Here is a 14,003-nt window from a genome sequence, read left to right as displayed (position 1 = left end):
TGTCACCTCGACAGCATCCGGGTCGCGATCCGCAATGCCGAGTCTTCCGCGGCATCCAATGCCCGTGATTGCTCTGACGTGATGTTGTCACACAGCCAATCCCAGTGCATCGTCACCAAGGCGCCCTGGACGGGCGTCGGTGCGAGTGAGCGGCCGTCAACGCTCCATCGCACTCGCTGCGTCACCGGCGTGCCGCGTACGAGTTGCTCACCGTCGAACTCGAGCGGGGACGAAACCACCAACGCGTGCTCCTCACTCACGTCCTCGACCACTCCCCATCTGATCCGGCAGTTCTGGAGGACGGACAGTGGGACCGCACCGCGCTTCCGAAGAAGCTTGACCCACGGATACACCAGAAATACGTGAAAACTGTGGTGCGCGAGCGCGCGGTCCCGATCCCCGAGGGCAGGGAGAAACCCGGTGTTCTCGCGTTCGCCGAATGCCCCCCTCAAGTGCTGCAACAACGCCCCCGAATCAAGCGAGTCGAGGAGATCACCTCCTACCCAATAGGCTTCGATCACTCGCGGATCGAGTGGATCGTCGATGCCCGCACTTGCTGCCAATGCCTCGAGGTACGGCCACGCACCGTCGAATTGACGAGCGCGATCACGGTCGCCGCTGCCCGAGTTGCCGCTGGCCAGACGAAGCAGCACTGAAGGATCGTCGGGTCCGCAGTAACCCAACTCGTTCGGCGGATACGCGTAGCGGGCAAACAATGCCGGCCCGTTCATACCGACGGCAGTCATCAGCAGATCCGCGGAAGTTGTTCACCTGCCGGCAAATCCACTACCCGATTGCCTCCCAATGCCGTACGCGCCACCACCATTCCGCGATGTTCGGCCACGCACTCCCCGATCACGGCAGCTCCCGCACTCAGTGGATTACCGCGCATCGCTTCCAAAATTCGGTCGGAGTCTTCTCGCGGAACGAAGGCGATCAACTTACCCTCGTTGGCGACGTACAAAGGATCCAGACCGAGTAGCCCACAGGCGTCGCGCACGTCAGCGGGAATCGGCAGATCTCGTTCCACCAGCGCAACACCGATATTCGACGCTTGAGCGATCTCGTTGAGAGTGGCGGCAACTCCGCCCCGGGTAGGGTCGCGCAAGACGTGGATGTCGACGCCGGTGGCAATCATGTCGGCGACCACGCCGTTGAGCGACGCGCAATCACTGCGCACCTCGGTCCCGAATTCGAGACCTTCGCGACAACTCATCACGGCCACCCCGTGCACACCGATGTCGCCGCTGACGATCACGACGTCATCCACTTGTGCGCGAGTAGGGTTGATGTCCACCCCGTCGGCGACAATCCCGATTCCCGCGGTGTTGATGAAGACTCCGTCGCCGTGACCGGCATCGACAACCTTGGTGTCGCCCGTCACCAGTCGAACGCCGGCAACGTGCGCAGCCTGCCCGAGCGCCTTCGCGATCCCCGCGATGTCGGTCAACGCGGTCCCTTCTTCGAGGATGAATGCCGTCGACATCACCAAAGGTTGTGCTCCCGCCATCGCCAGGTCGTTCACCGTTCCGTTGACCGCAAGATCGCCGATCGTTCCGCCGGGAAACACCATGGGTTTCACGACGTACGAGTCCGTCGAGAAGGCGAGCCGCACCCCGCCGATGTCGAATACAGCCGAGTCGCCGAGCTCGGCATCGGCAGCGCTTCCGAACGAGGGCAGGAACAGATGCTCGATGAGCTCGGCGGACATCGCTCCCCCACCGCCGTGTCCCATGACGATGTTCGGCGAATCACGCAGCGGCAGTGGGCACACCCATGCCGACAGGTCCACGACAGCGGTCTCCTCAGCCGGCATGACCCGCCTCCTGCAGTTCCAGGCGTCGGTACAGGTAGTACGCAGCGCACGCCCCCTCGGACGACACCATCGTGGCACCGAGTGGATTCCGCGGAGTGCATTCCTTCCCGAAGGCACTGCACTCGTGTGGCTTGATCAAGCCTTGCAATACTTCACCGGACCGGCAGACACTCGACTCGTCGGTGTGAATATCGGTCACCGAAAAACGTTCTTCCGCATCAAAATACGCATACTTCGGTGCCAGCTGCCAACCACTGTCCGGGATCGATCCGATGCCGCGCCACGTCCGGTCCGACACCGCGAACACATCCTCGAGCATCGCTTTCGCTGCGGTGTTGCCCTCCGCCGTGACAGCACGGGCGTAGGCATTTTCGACCTCGTGTCGACCCGATTCCAACTGCAGCACAGTCTTTCTGATGCCCTCCAGGAGATCCAGCGGCTCGAATCCGGTAACGACGATCGGGACCTTGTACTTCTCGGCGAGGGCCGGGTACTCCGACGTTCCCATCACACTGCACACATGCCCGGCCGCCAGAAATGCCTGCACGCGGCACTCTGGCGAGTCCATTATCGCGGCCATTGCCGGCGGGACCAGAACGTGCGAGACGAGCAGCGAGAAGTTCTTGATACCCAGGCGATTGGCCTGATAGACGGTCATGGCGTTGGCCGGCGCTGTGGTCTCGAATCCGATCCCGAAGAACACGACTTGCCGGTCCGGATTCTCCTTGGCAATAGTCAGTGCATCCAACGGTGAGTACACCACGCGAACGTCGCCGCCGGCGCTCTTGATCCGGAACAGATCCGACGAACTCCCCGGAACTCGCAACATGTCCCCGAATGAACAGAAAATGACATCGGGCTTTGCCGCGATTTCGAGAGCTTTGTCGATGATCTCGAGCGGCGTGACGCAGACCGGGCAACCAGGTCCGTGAATCATCTCGATCTGCTCTGGGAGTAGTTGATCGATGCCGTGCCTGATGATCGAATGTGTCTGACCACCACACACTTCCATGATCGCCCATCGGCGCGTGGCCAGCGCGCGGATCTGATCCAGCAGTTTGCCGGCCAGTTCCGGATCGGAGAACTCGTCCAGATACTTCATGATTCCGTCTCCTTCGGTTCGATCCCGGCGGCCCGGGCAGCCCTGGCGAACCCGTCACCGAACTCCTCTTCGAGTACGCCGAGGTGTTCGAATTCCGCCAGCGTGCTGCGTGCGGATTCCTCGTCGAGTCGTTGGATGGCAAATCCGACGTGCACCACGACGTACTCGCCGACTCGGGCGCCCGGAATGTATTCGAGGCACACTTCTTTTCGGACGCCACCGAAGTTCACCACCGACATCGTCGTTCCGTCGCGTTCCTCCAAGGACTCGATACGTCCTGGTACGGCTAGGCACATGGCACAACTCCTGACCTCATGACGAACTCCCGACCAGCACTTGGCCGTAGGCGAGACCACCGTCGTTCGGTGGTAACTGCAGTCCTGTCAACGGCGTGAATCCGGCTTCTCCGAGCAGGGCACACGCCCGGACGAGCAGGAGGGGGTTCTGAAAGGCGCCTCCGGTGAGAACTACCTCGTCCACTCCCGCCAGGTCGCGGCCACGGATTGCCCACTCGACTACGAGGTAAGCGACAGACTCGTGGAAGCGCGCGCCGATCACGTCGGCGGGCACCTTCGCCCGGAGATCACGGACAACGGCCCGAATGACCGACCGTGGATCAGCTGTCCATGAATCGTCGTCCGACTGCACCCAATCGAAGGTGTACCGCGACGGGGCGCAGTCGACTCCCCTCGAAATGCCCTCCAACTCGATGGCGGCCTGCGCTTCGTAGTCGACGCTCTGACGAACCCCGGTCAGCGAGGAGACTGCGTCGAACAACCGCCCCATGCTCGAGGTGTCCACACACCCGAAACCGGTTTCCAACTGGTGAAGTAGGACCGACTGCTCTCGTGGCGGACAGGCCGCCACCGGCGCGAGGTCGGATTCCCAGTCCAACCCGGCATGCCAGAGGTGGGCGAGCGCCATTCGGTACGGTCGTTCCACTCCGGCATCGCCCCCTGGCAGCGGTACGTATCCCAGATGCGCGAGACGGCGATAACCCTTGTACGTCGCCAGCAGCAATTCCCCTCCCCACACTGCGCCGTCCGCCCCGTAACCGGTGCCGTCGAACGCTATTCCGAGAACCGGTTCGCTCCCGTCCCGGCCGTTCTCCCCCATCACGGAAGCCACATGTGCGTGGTGATGCCCGACGACGCGCACCGGTCGGTCGCCACTACGACTGCGAGCCCACGAGGACGAGCGATACCGAGGATGCTCGTCACAGGCAATCTGGTGCGGCACTACTCCGGTGATCGACTCGAAGTGACTCTCCGATGCAGCAAAACTGTCGATGACAGCGAGGTCGCCCATGTCTCCGATGTGCTGACTCGGCCAGACATACGCACCCTCGGCTAGACAGAAGGTGTTCTTCAGATCGGCCCCGACCGCCAAGGTGGGCGGTAGATCGAACGGCGCCGCAACGGGCAGCGGTGCATATCCTCGCGAGCGACGAAGCAACTGTCGTCCACTGCCGACTATTCGCATCACCGAGTCGTCACACGGCATCAAGATCGGACGGTTGTGGGTCAACACCCCGTCGGCCAGGTCACCCACCCGTTCGAGATCGTCGTCAGAGTACAGAATTGGCTCGCCACCGATGTTCGCCGACGTCATCACCAACGCCGCGGGGCCCGCAGCGTCTCCCGCCAACCCGAGAAGAAGATGCTGAATCGGATTGTAGGCCAGCATGATTCCGATGTCCGGAATGCCTGGGGCAATCGAGGGAGACGGCGTGTATCCAGACGCTTTGGCAACCAGCACTATGGGACGCTCGCGCGAGGACATGGCATCGGCCTCGGCATCCCCGACCACACCCAGCGCTCTGGCTTCTCTCACATCGCGCACCATCACCGCCAACGGCTTGCTCGGTCGATGCTTGCGTTCACGCAATTCGTGAACCACGCGATCATCACGCGCATCGCAGGCCAAGTGGAATCCTCCAATTCCCTTGACAGCAATAATCTTCCCGTCTCGTAGCAGCGATCGGGCTCGTAGCAGTGCACCCTCGCCGGTCTCCGTGGGCGCGTCGCCTTCCACGAACGAAAGCGTTGGACCGCACTCCGGGCAGGCAATCGGTTGCGCATGAAACCGGCGGTCGGAGGGATCCACATACTCCGCCGCACAGTTCGCGCACAACGGGAACCGCTTCATCGTCGTAGCGGCCCGGTCGTAGGGCATCGACTCGATGATCGTGAATCGTGGACCACAATTGGTGCAGGTGATGAAGGGATGACGATATCGCCGATCGCTCGGATCAGTCAGCTCCCGCAGGCAGTCGTCGCAGATCCCGACATCGGCCGGCGCCAAGGTTCGCCCGACCGCCCCCGCATCCGTCTCGATGATGCAAAACCCCTGACGACCTAGCGGCGGCGAGTCCTCGCGCTCTATCGACTCCACTCGTGCCAGCGGTGGGGGGCGGTTTCGCACCCGAGCGACAAACGCATCGATTGCCTCTCCATCGCCTTCGATGTCGATCACGACCCCGAGAGCAGAATTTCCCACCGAACCCGAAAGTCCCAGTTCGGTCGCAGTCGCGTGAACGAACGGCCGGAATCCCACCCCCTGGACTACGCCACGAACGATGACACGGCTGGCGATCATCATGTCCCGACCTCGCCGGTACGAGTATCGGACTCGTCGATCTCACCGTCTTGACCACGGCCCATCAGTTCGAGGCCGGCCCGGGCGCGCTGTGCTCCCCGTTCGTCGACCTTCTCGACTGCAAAGCCCATGTGGATCACCACCCAGTCACCTGCCGTGACGGCGCCTTCGTCGAGCATCCCGATGTTGACCTTGCGCGGTGCACCTTCCACGTCGACGAGGGCGAGTTGACCGCCGTATCCGTCCAGTAGTTCGCGTACCCGTCCCGGAATCCCCAGACACATGACTCACACCTCCGGCCCCAAAGTGGTGGCATCACAATCCACGTCGATCGACCGGACGAGTGCCATCACCGCAGAGGCGGCTTGCCCTACCGAATCACGCATCTCTGCACTCAATCCGATTCCGTCGCCGACCGATTTCGCGTGTGCCCCCACCACGAACGTCCGCGGGAGTGCTCCGCCGAGGGCCTGCAGGCTGGCAAACACCGAACTCGGATGCATCGAGTGTGCGTCGAAACCTCCTTGCGAGCCTTCACTTTCGGGATCCACTTCGATGATCGCAAGCTTCCCCGGAACTCCGGTCACCGGTAATGCGTCGATCAGCACCAGCGCGTCCCACGACTCCAACAAGTCGTATGCGAGATGCACACCACGAATCCCGTAGTCGACCAGGCGAACCCCCGTCGGGAGATTCTCATGCTGCAACGCTCGAACAACTTCGGGGCCGAATCCGTCGTCTTCGAGAAATATGTTTCCGACGCCTGCAATCAGCACGCGCACAGTGCTTTACATCTTTCGCATTCGCAGATAGCGCTGGATGTCCGGCATCGACACCACCAGAACGATCGCGGCTGCGATCGCGGTGGCGCCGAGAAGTGCCGTCGACAGCAATCCCATGCTCCTCATGGCGGGTTCTCCTCTCGATAGCAGTGAAGTCCGAAAGCTGTGAAGTCCGATAGCTGTGAAGTCCGACAGCGTGAAGTACGTCAACTCGCGCCGTCTCGCGGCACCGGCTCTATCTCGTCCGGCGCGAAATACAGGTAGCGGCCGTACCAGTTGTGCAGATCGGCGGCCGGGTCGTCCAAGAGCGTCACCCCAACATGAATGTCGCCGTCCACGTCTTCATGAATGGTGGCGACGTGGGCGATCCGGCCGTCGAAGAACAGGTCCTGAGCATCAGCGCGACGTGAGGGGTGAAGCCGAACCGTACTTCCACCGCAGACGCGGACGCCGTTGATCAAAACTGCGTCGGTGCGTGGTTGAACACTGGTGTCGGCTTCCGGCGTCCACCAGTCCACGCCGTCAGGCACCTCGGGTATCAGATCAGAACCGGCATTCGAATCTCGCAGCACGCCGTGCAGGCCGGCTAGATCGTCGGCCGTCAAGCTTTCACATCGGTCGATGATGTCGGCAGCTTTCGAGTCGGTCGCCCGCGCCCGCGCCTTTTCCTCTTCGGTCATGGCCAGAATTCTCAGCGTGAGAATTTCGTCGATCTCCGTCGAGTCGAACAGGGATCCTTCGCTCTGCGGCGCAATCTCGGGAAAGTCGTACAAGATGATCGGTGACACCAGAACGGTGGGCGATGTACCGGGGTGAGTCGGATCCTCGGTCCCCGCAAGCACTGGATAACAGCGATTTTGGCGCAGCGGCTCCGAGTGCTCTGGTTCGTCGAACAACGACACGAACTTCGAGCCTGCGCAGGTCAAAATGACGTGAGTGCCGAGCATCGACTGCGCCGTGGCCGTGCCCTTGTCCCTCATGTCGACGCTCGTGTCGTTCATGATGCTCACGGAGATCACCCTGCGTCTGTCCCCTGCGGAGGCGTTCAATTCCAAGCGGCCGGTCACCGGAAGCCGTGTCCGAACGACCCGTCCGACTACGCGGCCCCGAGAATCCGCCAGAGTCTCGCCGTCGACAACTCCCGCCGCACAGAAGGATTCTTCGACTCCGGCCTCGAGTTCGTCCAGACCCCACGGACCCAAGACGATCTCGGATTCGGTGGCTTCGTCCCACGAGATCGCCTCGTGCCCGTCGACGACCAACCGATCCACCGGAATCCACGCGCCGCCGGCGCCGAGTCGTTCAACCGTCCGCGACTGGTGGTGCAAAAATCTCACCGTCGCCGTTACTTCGACGCCGTTCCGCTCGAGTTCGCCGAGCAGACATTGGGCGGACATCGACGGTTCCTCGCCGACTCCGTCACCGGCGGCGCCGGGCGGTCCGAGAACCCCGAACTGCCAACGGGATTGATTCTTCGCCGAGCCTGCCCGGTAAGGATAGAGAAGATATCCCTCGTACAGGACAGCGTCGGCCACGGCCCGAACGTCGTGATCCATCTCAGTTCGGGTCATCGGGGTACCTCGCTCGCCGTCAGCAACTGCCGCACGGCTGATTCGAGGTCCGTGAGGCCGTGCGCTGCCTTGAATCGCACGAGATCGGCAATCGTCTCATGGTCGAGGCGTACCCAACCAGAGGCCGGATAATGCGTGGCCATCAGCTGTTTCCACACGTCGACCGGCAATTCGTAGGCAGCAGATCTGTCCCACGGGATCTGCTGCACCGAGAAACCGCGCTGTCCGTCGGTGAATACGGTTCCGCTCAGTAGAACCACGATCGGAATCGTTCCGTCACGGAGTGCGTGCATGTACTTCGACGCCGTCACCGAGAAGTCGTACGTACACGCCATGGGTAAGGCCGCGACCGTTGTCCCCGTGAATCCCTGAACGACCGTGGAACACTCCATCCACAAGAAGGTTCGCAGCGTACTCGACCAACGCTCCCGCGGACCGAACAGATCGCGCAGGGCGTCGCCTTCCGCGTCGGAGTACGGCCGGCGGTGCGGTTCGATTCGAACCTGTGCGCGTAGAGCGACTGCTCGGACGGTCGCGCCGGTAGTCTCCGACATCCTCAATCTCACCGTCAGATTTGGTGTAACCGCATACGGTTCCACCTCCACGTTGTCGACCGAGAAGTCGAGGACGGTCATGCCGACCTGCTTCGCGCCTCGACGCGCCCGAAGAACTCGTCCACCGCGCGTGCGGCATCCTGGCCACCGTCGAATCCGCGCCACACGGTGCGCAGCCTGCCCACCAGCTCGTAGCAGGCGTCGATGGGAACAACGAAGCATCTCGGCGATTGTCCTGACGTGGGCACCGAGACAATCAACGCCTCGACGTCGGCCCGCATCTGCGAGAGCCCCGGATTCTCCGCGAGCACAGTCTCGAACGAGTCGATGGGCAGCTCGGATTCGGTAGCTCCGGCAGGTCCCGGATAGAAGACTATGTACTTGTCGAGGAGTGAGTTCCGAAAGAAGAATGCCAGGCCGACAGGAATTTCCAGGGACTCCCACCGGCCAGGGGCGAGTTCGAAGCCCGGAAATTCGAGATACCGATCGGGAACCGCTTTGTATCGGAGATCCGCGTCGACCGGCGCAAAGAGCAGATAGCAGGGACGGCACACGCACATCAGGCTCCGGACCTGTACGTCCACGACGTGTTGGTGTTCGTCACCTATGCCCGCCGCGCACATCTCACACAGCGGCCCGGTCGGAACGGCGCGCGTCGAGGCGATTCGCGTGAGTACCTCTCCCACAGTGGTTTTCATGACCAGGCTTCGTCCACGGCTAGGTCACCGGCAACACGGAATCGTCGGCAAGCGCGACCGAGAGCACACCGTCGCGAATAAGCACCGGCAGAGGCGCCAGGTGCTCGGAGCCGGTGCCGACCCGCGCACCCGCTCCGTACACGCTGAAGTGGGCAGAGCACGTCGGACAGGTAAGGACAGCGGCGTCTCGGACAGGAAGGCCCATCATGCGTTCGAGCACAGCCCCCGCCATCGAATGGTCACATACGGGGCAATGGTCGCGATACGCGTACAGATCGTCACCGGAGCGGCAGACCAACAGATCGGTATCCGATACCCGGAAACCCGCGACCTCACCCGCGTCGACTTCGGCAAATTCGGGGACCTCCACCCAGTGCGCGCCTCCCCCTTCGGCGTGTACGTGCGAGAACAGGGACTCGACCGAGATCACACCCGACTTCAGCTCGTGCGAATCCGGTGTCTCGACGTCGATTCCGGTGGTCTCGGGTGCCGCCGCCCGCACCGCGTCCTGGACCGCGGTTTCGAGGGTCACCGACGACGAAGGGCAACTGTTACAGCTTCCGAGAAGCCGTAGCCGCACCACGCCGTCCGCCACCTCGATCAGTTCGACGTCCCCGCCGTGCGAGCCGAGGTACGGACGCACGCTGTCGAGCGCAGTGCGTACGCGGGTCTCGACGTCGTGCGGGTGAAGTCCGTGCACCAGTAGGAGGCTCGACACCAGATCGTCGCGAACCATCGCATCCATCATGGCCGGATCCGCCAGCGCGACGGTGCGTTCGAGTGCGGCGCCGTACAACTGCACGACCTCGCGCACCAGTTGCTCGGCGCGATTCCTGGCCACCGGGCCTGCACCGGCATTGGCCTGCAACAACGTCTCGATGCGTTCACCTGCTCCGCGCCAGTAGTCGGCCGATTGCTCCATCGATCACTCCCCGGTCACGGACTGCGTCGGAGAGTGCAACTTCTCCAGGGTCTTACCGCCGCCGAGATACATGTGAACACCACACGGCAGACAGGGATCGAAACTACGCACGGTCCGCATGATGTCGATGCCCTTGAAGTGGTCTCGATCGTTCTCCTCGAAGATCGGCTGACCCTGCACGGCATCCTCGTACGGACCGGGGGTTCCGTAGCTGTCGCGCGGGCTCGCATTCCACGGGGTCGGTGGGTACGGGTGATAGTTCGCGATCTTGCCGTCACGAATCACCATGTGATGTGAGAGAACTCCGCGGACGGCTTCGGTGAATCCGCAACCGATTCCCTCGTCCGGAACCTCGAACGACTCCCACGTCTTGGTGCGGCCTGCCCGGATCTCGACAAGCGCCTTCTCTGCGAAGTGAAGGGCAGCCGCTGCTGCGTATGCCTGGAAATACGTTCGCGCACGGTTTCTTTCGAGAGTATTGCTGCCATGTTCTGGAATCTTCCACTCGAGCGAGACGGGACCTTTCAGTGCTGTTTTCGGAAGATTGATCTTCACACTGTGTCCGGTCGACTCGAGGTATCCGATGTCGACCAGGCCGGCAAGAGCGGTGCTCCACAGACGAGCCAATGCTCCCCCGCCGGTATCCAGAGCGAGGTTGTCTTTTCCGTCGAACCATCGCGGTGACATGACCCAGCTGTACTTGTCCTCGAGATTACGCTTCTGCGGATGTGGGTTGGTGTGTTGATTCCACGGGTGCCGGCGATCGACCGGGTTACCCAGCGGATCGGTCTTGACGAACATCTCCTGATCACTCCAGTCCTCGTAATACGAGGACCCCAGCATGATTCGGATACCGAGGTTGATGTCCACCAGATCCGTGGTGACCAACTTTCCGTCGACAACCACACCGGGAGTGACAAACATCTTCCGGCCCCAGTCGGTCATGTCCTTGTACGAGAAATTGCAGTACTCGGGGTCTTGGAACGATCCCCAACAACCCAGCAGGGTCCGCCGCAGGCCAACCTTTTCGTAACCGGGCAGCGCCTGGTAGAAGAAGTCGAACAGGTCGTCGTGCATCGGCACGACCTTCTTCATGAATTCGACGTACCGCATCAGCCGCGACATGTAGTCCGTCATCAGTTCGATCGTCGCGACGGTTCCGACGCCGCCGGGATAGAGCGTCGACGGGTGGACGTGCCTACCCTCCATCAAGCAGAACATTTCGCGAGTCGAACGCGAGACTTGCAACGCTTCGCGATAGAACTCACCCGTGAACGGATTGAGAGTCCGCATGATGTCCGCGATCGTGCGATAACCGTGCTGCTCCTCGTGCGGGCAGCGCGTGTTCTCTGCCTGCGCCAGCACACCGGGATTCGTCTCGGAGACCATCTTCTCGCAGTAGTCGACTGCGACCAGATTCTCTTGAAAAATGTTGTGGTCGAACATGTACTCGGCGGCCTCGCCGAGATTGACGATCCACTCGCCTAGATGCGGCGGCTTGACGCCGTACGCCATGTTTTGTGCGTAGCACGAGCACGTGGCGTGATTGTCACCGCAGATGCCGCAGATACGACTGGTGATGAAATGCGCGTCGCGCGGGTCCTTCCCCTTCATGAACAGGGAATACCCACGAAAGATCGACGACGTGCTGTGGCACTCCACCACTTCGCGATTGGCGAAGTCGATCTTGGTGTAGATACCCAGACTGCCGACGATTCGGGTGATGGGGTCCCACGCCATCTCGACAAGACCGTCGCGGTCCGCAGTCGAGGTGGGTTCGGGAACGATGGCCGTCATTGCAGTGCCTCCCAGAGACGTTGCTCACGAACTGATTTGAAGGTATCCGGTCGGTCACCAGGTACGCGTCGCACCGGTGAGCAACTTCGACCCGCGCTCGCGCCAGTGCGGTTCCTTGTCCAACGTGTGACCGGTGATCCGGCGCAGACTGTGGATCACGGACCCGTACATTCCCACCGCATTGGTGGAGAGTTTGCCGCCAGGTGGTTCATCCATGAACGGCATGAATTTGTCCGGGAATCCCGGCATTGTGCAGCCGATGCAGATCCCGCCGACATTAGGGCACCCGCCGACTCCGTTTATCCAACCACGTTTGGGGACATTGCATTTCACGACCGGTCCCCAACATCCCAGCTTGACGATGCACTTCGGCGACCCGTACTCCGTCGCGAACTCGCCCTGCTCGTAGTACCCGCCACGGTCACAGCCCTCGTGAACGGTGGCACCGAAAAGCCACTGCGGGCGGAGGGATTCGTCCAAGGGAATCATCGGCGCCTGATCAGTGGCCATGTACAGAAGATAGGTCAGGGTCTCGGAGAGGTTGTCCGGCTGAATGGGACACCCGGGAACGCACACGATCGGGATGCCCGCCTTCGATTTCCAGGTCCACCCGAGATAGTCCGGCACGCCCATCGCACCGGTCGGATTGCCGGCCATCGCATGTATGCCGCCGTAGGTTGCGCACGTGCCGACCGCAACTACCGCAGTGGCTTTCGGTGCCAGCTTGTCGAGCCATTCGCTCGTGGTGACCGGTTGGCCGGTTTCGCGATTGTTCCCGAAACCACACCAGTACCCCTCGTCGTGAAGTTTCTCGTTCGGTATAGATCCTTCGACAACAAGAACAAAGGGTTCCAATTCTCCCCGGTCGGCTTTCCAGAACCATTCCAGGAAATCGTCAGCGCCGCCCTGCGGTCCACATTCGAAGTCGATGAGCGGCCAATGAACCGCCACCTGAGGCAGGCCGGGCAACGCACCGAGCGCGATCTCCTCGATACTGGGTTGCGTGGCCGCGGTGAGCGCCACCGAATCACCGTCGCAACTGAGACCGGCATTGATCCACAGCACGTGGATCAGAGTTTCTTCCGCTTTGGCCGCTGCGCTTTCGGGGGTAGCTGCGCTTTCGGAGGCAGGTTCCGCCGTGGTGCCAGCAGTCGATTTTTGTGTGTCCATGTCAGCCGCTTTCACGGGTGCACTTGCGCCTGATTCTCGGCGCCGCTACTGCCTGACACGCTATGGCCTCAAATTGCTGCGGCACCGAAACGCTGACGCCACCGGAGTCGAACCTCGGCCCACTTGCGTGGCACCCACTCATTTCATTAACTACCCGAGCAGATCAGTTGTCAACGGCCACCGGAGAAATCGCCGAACGACTACCGATCCACTCGTACCACTCGTCCATACCCTCACCTGTCGTGGCCGATAGAACAACAACGCACACAGCAGGATTGAGTATTTTCGCTTGCGCGACACAGGCATCGACGTCGAACTCGACGTACGGGAGCAAGTCGATCTTGTTGATCACCACGAGGTCCGCGACGGCAAAGATGTGCGGGTACTTTTTCGGCTTGTCGCCCCCCTCCGGCGTCGAAATTAGGACAACCTTGCCTTCCTCACCCAGGTCGAAGAGCGCGGGGCACACCAGGTTTCCTACGTTTTCGATCAGAAGCAGCGACTCGTCCGCGGGGTCCAAGGCGCGCAGCGCGCGGTCGATCATCTCGGCATCGAGGTGACAGCCCGCCCCCGTGTTGACCTGGACCACTGACGCGCCGGCCTCACGAATCCGCTCGGCGTCGAGCCGGGTTTCCTGGTCACCTTCGATCACGGCAATCGGTCGTTGTCGTCCTAGTTCCCGGATCGTTCGCGCCAGCAATGTCGTCTTACCCGCGCCGGGCGAACTCATGATGTTGAGCGCCGTGATTCCGCGGCCCCGCATCCACTCACGATTGTGAACCGCAATGCCGTCGTTCTTGGCAAGCACCTGCTGCTCGAGAATTACAGTGTGGTCGGAGTGACCGTGCCCATGGTCATGGTCATGGTCATGGTCATGGTCGTGGTCGTGGTGGTGACCGTGCCCATGGCTGTCGTCCTGCTCGTGTTCTCCGCCGGCGACGACCGACACCCGAGGTCCCGTGGCGTCCCCGCACCCACACGTCGCGCACATGC

General features: G+C 61.8%; 14 protein-coding genes. All 14 read right to left on the bottom strand.

From position 1 onward, the window contains the following. Positions 1 to 2 precede the first annotated feature (2 nt). The 14 genes from FEZ59_RS29015 to hypB all read right to left on the bottom strand — a co-directional run bounded on the left by FEZ59_RS29015 (position 3) and on the right by hypB (position 14,001). Positions 3 to 746 carry a DUF6390 family protein gene (locus tag FEZ59_RS29015; protein WP_134999493.1) on the bottom strand — a complete coding sequence of 248 codons (744 nt, stop codon included), beginning with the start codon at positions 744 to 746 and terminating at the stop codon, positions 3 to 5. After that, a complete protein-coding gene (gene hypE, locus FEZ59_RS29010) occupies positions 746 to 1,816 on the bottom strand; it encodes a hydrogenase expression/formation protein HypE (RefSeq protein ID WP_172933525.1) in 1,071 nt (356 codons plus the stop codon). The genes FEZ59_RS29015 and hypE overlap by 1 nt, the downstream gene beginning before the upstream one ends. Beyond that, the gene (gene hypD / locus FEZ59_RS29005) at positions 1,806 to 2,918 is read right to left on the bottom strand and encodes a hydrogenase formation protein HypD (protein ID WP_020969419.1); all 1,113 of its coding nucleotides are present in this window, start codon (positions 2,916 to 2,918) and stop codon (positions 1,806 to 1,808) included. The genes hypE and hypD overlap by 11 nt, the downstream gene beginning before the upstream one ends. Continuing rightward, complete coding sequence (locus FEZ59_RS29000) at positions 2,915 to 3,214, bottom strand: HypC/HybG/HupF family hydrogenase formation chaperone (protein WP_020907459.1); 300 nt, start codon at positions 3,212 to 3,214, stop codon at positions 2,915 to 2,917. Before FEZ59_RS29000 ends, hypD begins: the two co-directional genes overlap by 4 nt. A gap of 16 nt (positions 3,215 to 3,230) precedes the next feature. Beyond that, the gene (gene hypF, locus FEZ59_RS28995) at positions 3,231 to 5,519 is read right to left on the bottom strand and encodes a carbamoyltransferase HypF (RefSeq protein ID WP_172933524.1); all 2,289 of its coding nucleotides are present in this window, start codon (positions 5,517 to 5,519) and stop codon (positions 3,231 to 3,233) included. Next, on the bottom strand, positions 5,516 to 5,800 hold the full coding sequence (locus tag FEZ59_RS28990) for a HypC/HybG/HupF family hydrogenase formation chaperone (protein ID WP_084326572.1): 285 nt from the start codon (positions 5,798 to 5,800) through the stop codon (positions 5,516 to 5,518). The genes hypF and FEZ59_RS28990 overlap by 4 nt, the downstream gene beginning before the upstream one ends. Positions 5,801 to 5,803: 3 nt before the next feature. After that, the gene (locus tag FEZ59_RS28985; RefSeq protein WP_060939619.1) at positions 5,804 to 6,298 is read right to left on the bottom strand and encodes a hydrogenase maturation protease; all 495 of its coding nucleotides are present in this window, start codon (positions 6,296 to 6,298) and stop codon (positions 5,804 to 5,806) included. A gap of 206 nt (positions 6,299 to 6,504) precedes the next feature. Further along, the gene (locus FEZ59_RS28980; RefSeq protein WP_172933523.1) at positions 6,505 to 7,869 is read right to left on the bottom strand and encodes a hypothetical protein; all 1,365 of its coding nucleotides are present in this window, start codon (positions 7,867 to 7,869) and stop codon (positions 6,505 to 6,507) included. Beyond that, complete coding sequence (locus FEZ59_RS28975; protein WP_172933522.1) at positions 7,866 to 8,504, bottom strand: DUF6084 family protein; 639 nt, start codon at positions 8,502 to 8,504, stop codon at positions 7,866 to 7,868. The genes FEZ59_RS28980 and FEZ59_RS28975 overlap by 4 nt, the downstream gene beginning before the upstream one ends. Next, positions 8,501 to 9,121 (bottom strand): DUF5947 family protein, encoded by a 621-nt coding sequence (locus FEZ59_RS28970; RefSeq protein WP_020907452.1) that lies wholly within the window; start codon positions 9,119 to 9,121, stop codon positions 8,501 to 8,503. Before FEZ59_RS28970 ends, FEZ59_RS28975 begins: the two co-directional genes overlap by 4 nt. A gap of 19 nt (positions 9,122 to 9,140) precedes the next feature. Continuing rightward, positions 9,141 to 10,043 carry a NifU family protein gene (locus tag FEZ59_RS28965; RefSeq protein ID WP_099697906.1) on the bottom strand — a complete coding sequence of 301 codons (903 nt, stop codon included), beginning with the start codon at positions 10,041 to 10,043 and terminating at the stop codon, positions 9,141 to 9,143. Between the two features lie 3 nt (positions 10,044 to 10,046). Further along, complete coding sequence (locus FEZ59_RS28960; RefSeq protein ID WP_019748080.1) at positions 10,047 to 11,840, bottom strand: nickel-dependent hydrogenase large subunit; 1,794 nt, start codon at positions 11,838 to 11,840, stop codon at positions 10,047 to 10,049. A gap of 54 nt (positions 11,841 to 11,894) precedes the next feature. Beyond that, positions 11,895 to 13,010: a NiFe hydrogenase small subunit gene (locus tag FEZ59_RS28955; RefSeq protein ID WP_020969412.1), complete on the bottom strand. Its 1,116-nt coding sequence runs from the start codon at positions 13,008 to 13,010 to the stop codon at positions 11,895 to 11,897. A 163-nt stretch (positions 13,011 to 13,173) separates the two neighbouring features. Further along, positions 13,174 to 14,001: a hydrogenase nickel incorporation protein HypB gene (hypB, locus tag FEZ59_RS28950; RefSeq protein WP_172933521.1), complete on the bottom strand. Its 828-nt coding sequence runs from the start codon at positions 13,999 to 14,001 to the stop codon at positions 13,174 to 13,176. Positions 14,002 to 14,003: the final 2 nt, after the last annotated feature.

It is taken from the genome of Rhodococcus sp. MS13 (assembly GCF_013277835.1).
GTDB classification, from domain to species: Bacteria; Actinomycetota; Actinomycetes; order Mycobacteriales; family Mycobacteriaceae; genus Rhodococcus_F; species Rhodococcus_F erythropolis.
Note: the sequence above shows the minus strand (reverse complement) of the source record. Positions and strands in the feature narration are given on the sequence as shown.

Excerpts from the sequence above, each read along its gene's own strand:
- FEZ59_RS29015 (WP_134999493.1), bottom strand. The coding sequence starts at position 746 with ATGACTGCCGTCGGTATGAACGGGCCGGCATTGTTTGCCCGCTACGCG.
- hypE (WP_172933525.1), bottom strand. The coding sequence starts at position 1,816 with ATGCCGGCTGAGGAGACCGCTGTCGTGGACCTGTCGGCATGGGTGTGC.
- hypD (WP_020969419.1), bottom strand. The coding sequence starts at position 2,918 with ATGAAGTATCTGGACGAGTTCTCCGATCCGGAACTGGCCGGCAAACTG.
- FEZ59_RS29000 (WP_020907459.1), bottom strand. The coding sequence starts at position 3,214 with ATGTGCCTAGCCGTACCAGGACGTATCGAGTCCTTGGAGGAACGCGAC.
- hypF (WP_172933524.1), bottom strand. The coding sequence starts at position 5,519 with ATGATGATCGCCAGCCGTGTCATCGTTCGTGGCGTAGTCCAGGGGGTG.
- FEZ59_RS28990 (WP_084326572.1), bottom strand. The coding sequence starts at position 5,800 with ATGTGTCTGGGGATTCCGGGACGGGTACGCGAACTACTGGACGGATAC.
- FEZ59_RS28980 (WP_172933523.1), bottom strand. The coding sequence starts at position 7,869 with ATGACCCGAACTGAGATGGATCACGACGTTCGGGCCGTGGCCGACGCT.
- FEZ59_RS28975 (WP_172933522.1), bottom strand. The coding sequence starts at position 8,504 with ATGACCGTCCTCGACTTCTCGGTCGACAACGTGGAGGTGGAACCGTAT.
- FEZ59_RS28970 (WP_020907452.1), bottom strand. The coding sequence starts at position 9,121 with ATGAAAACCACTGTGGGAGAGGTACTCACGCGAATCGCCTCGACGCGC.
- FEZ59_RS28965 (WP_099697906.1), bottom strand. The coding sequence starts at position 10,043 with ATGGAGCAATCGGCCGACTACTGGCGCGGAGCAGGTGAACGCATCGAG.
- FEZ59_RS28960 (WP_019748080.1), bottom strand. The coding sequence starts at position 11,840 with ATGACGGCCATCGTTCCCGAACCCACCTCGACTGCGGACCGCGACGGT.
- FEZ59_RS28955 (WP_020969412.1), bottom strand. The coding sequence starts at position 13,010 with ATGGACACACAAAAATCGACTGCTGGCACCACGGCGGAACCTGCCTCC.
- hypB (WP_172933521.1), bottom strand. The coding sequence starts at position 14,001 with ATGTGCGCGACGTGTGGGTGCGGGGACGCCACGGGACCTCGGGTGTCG.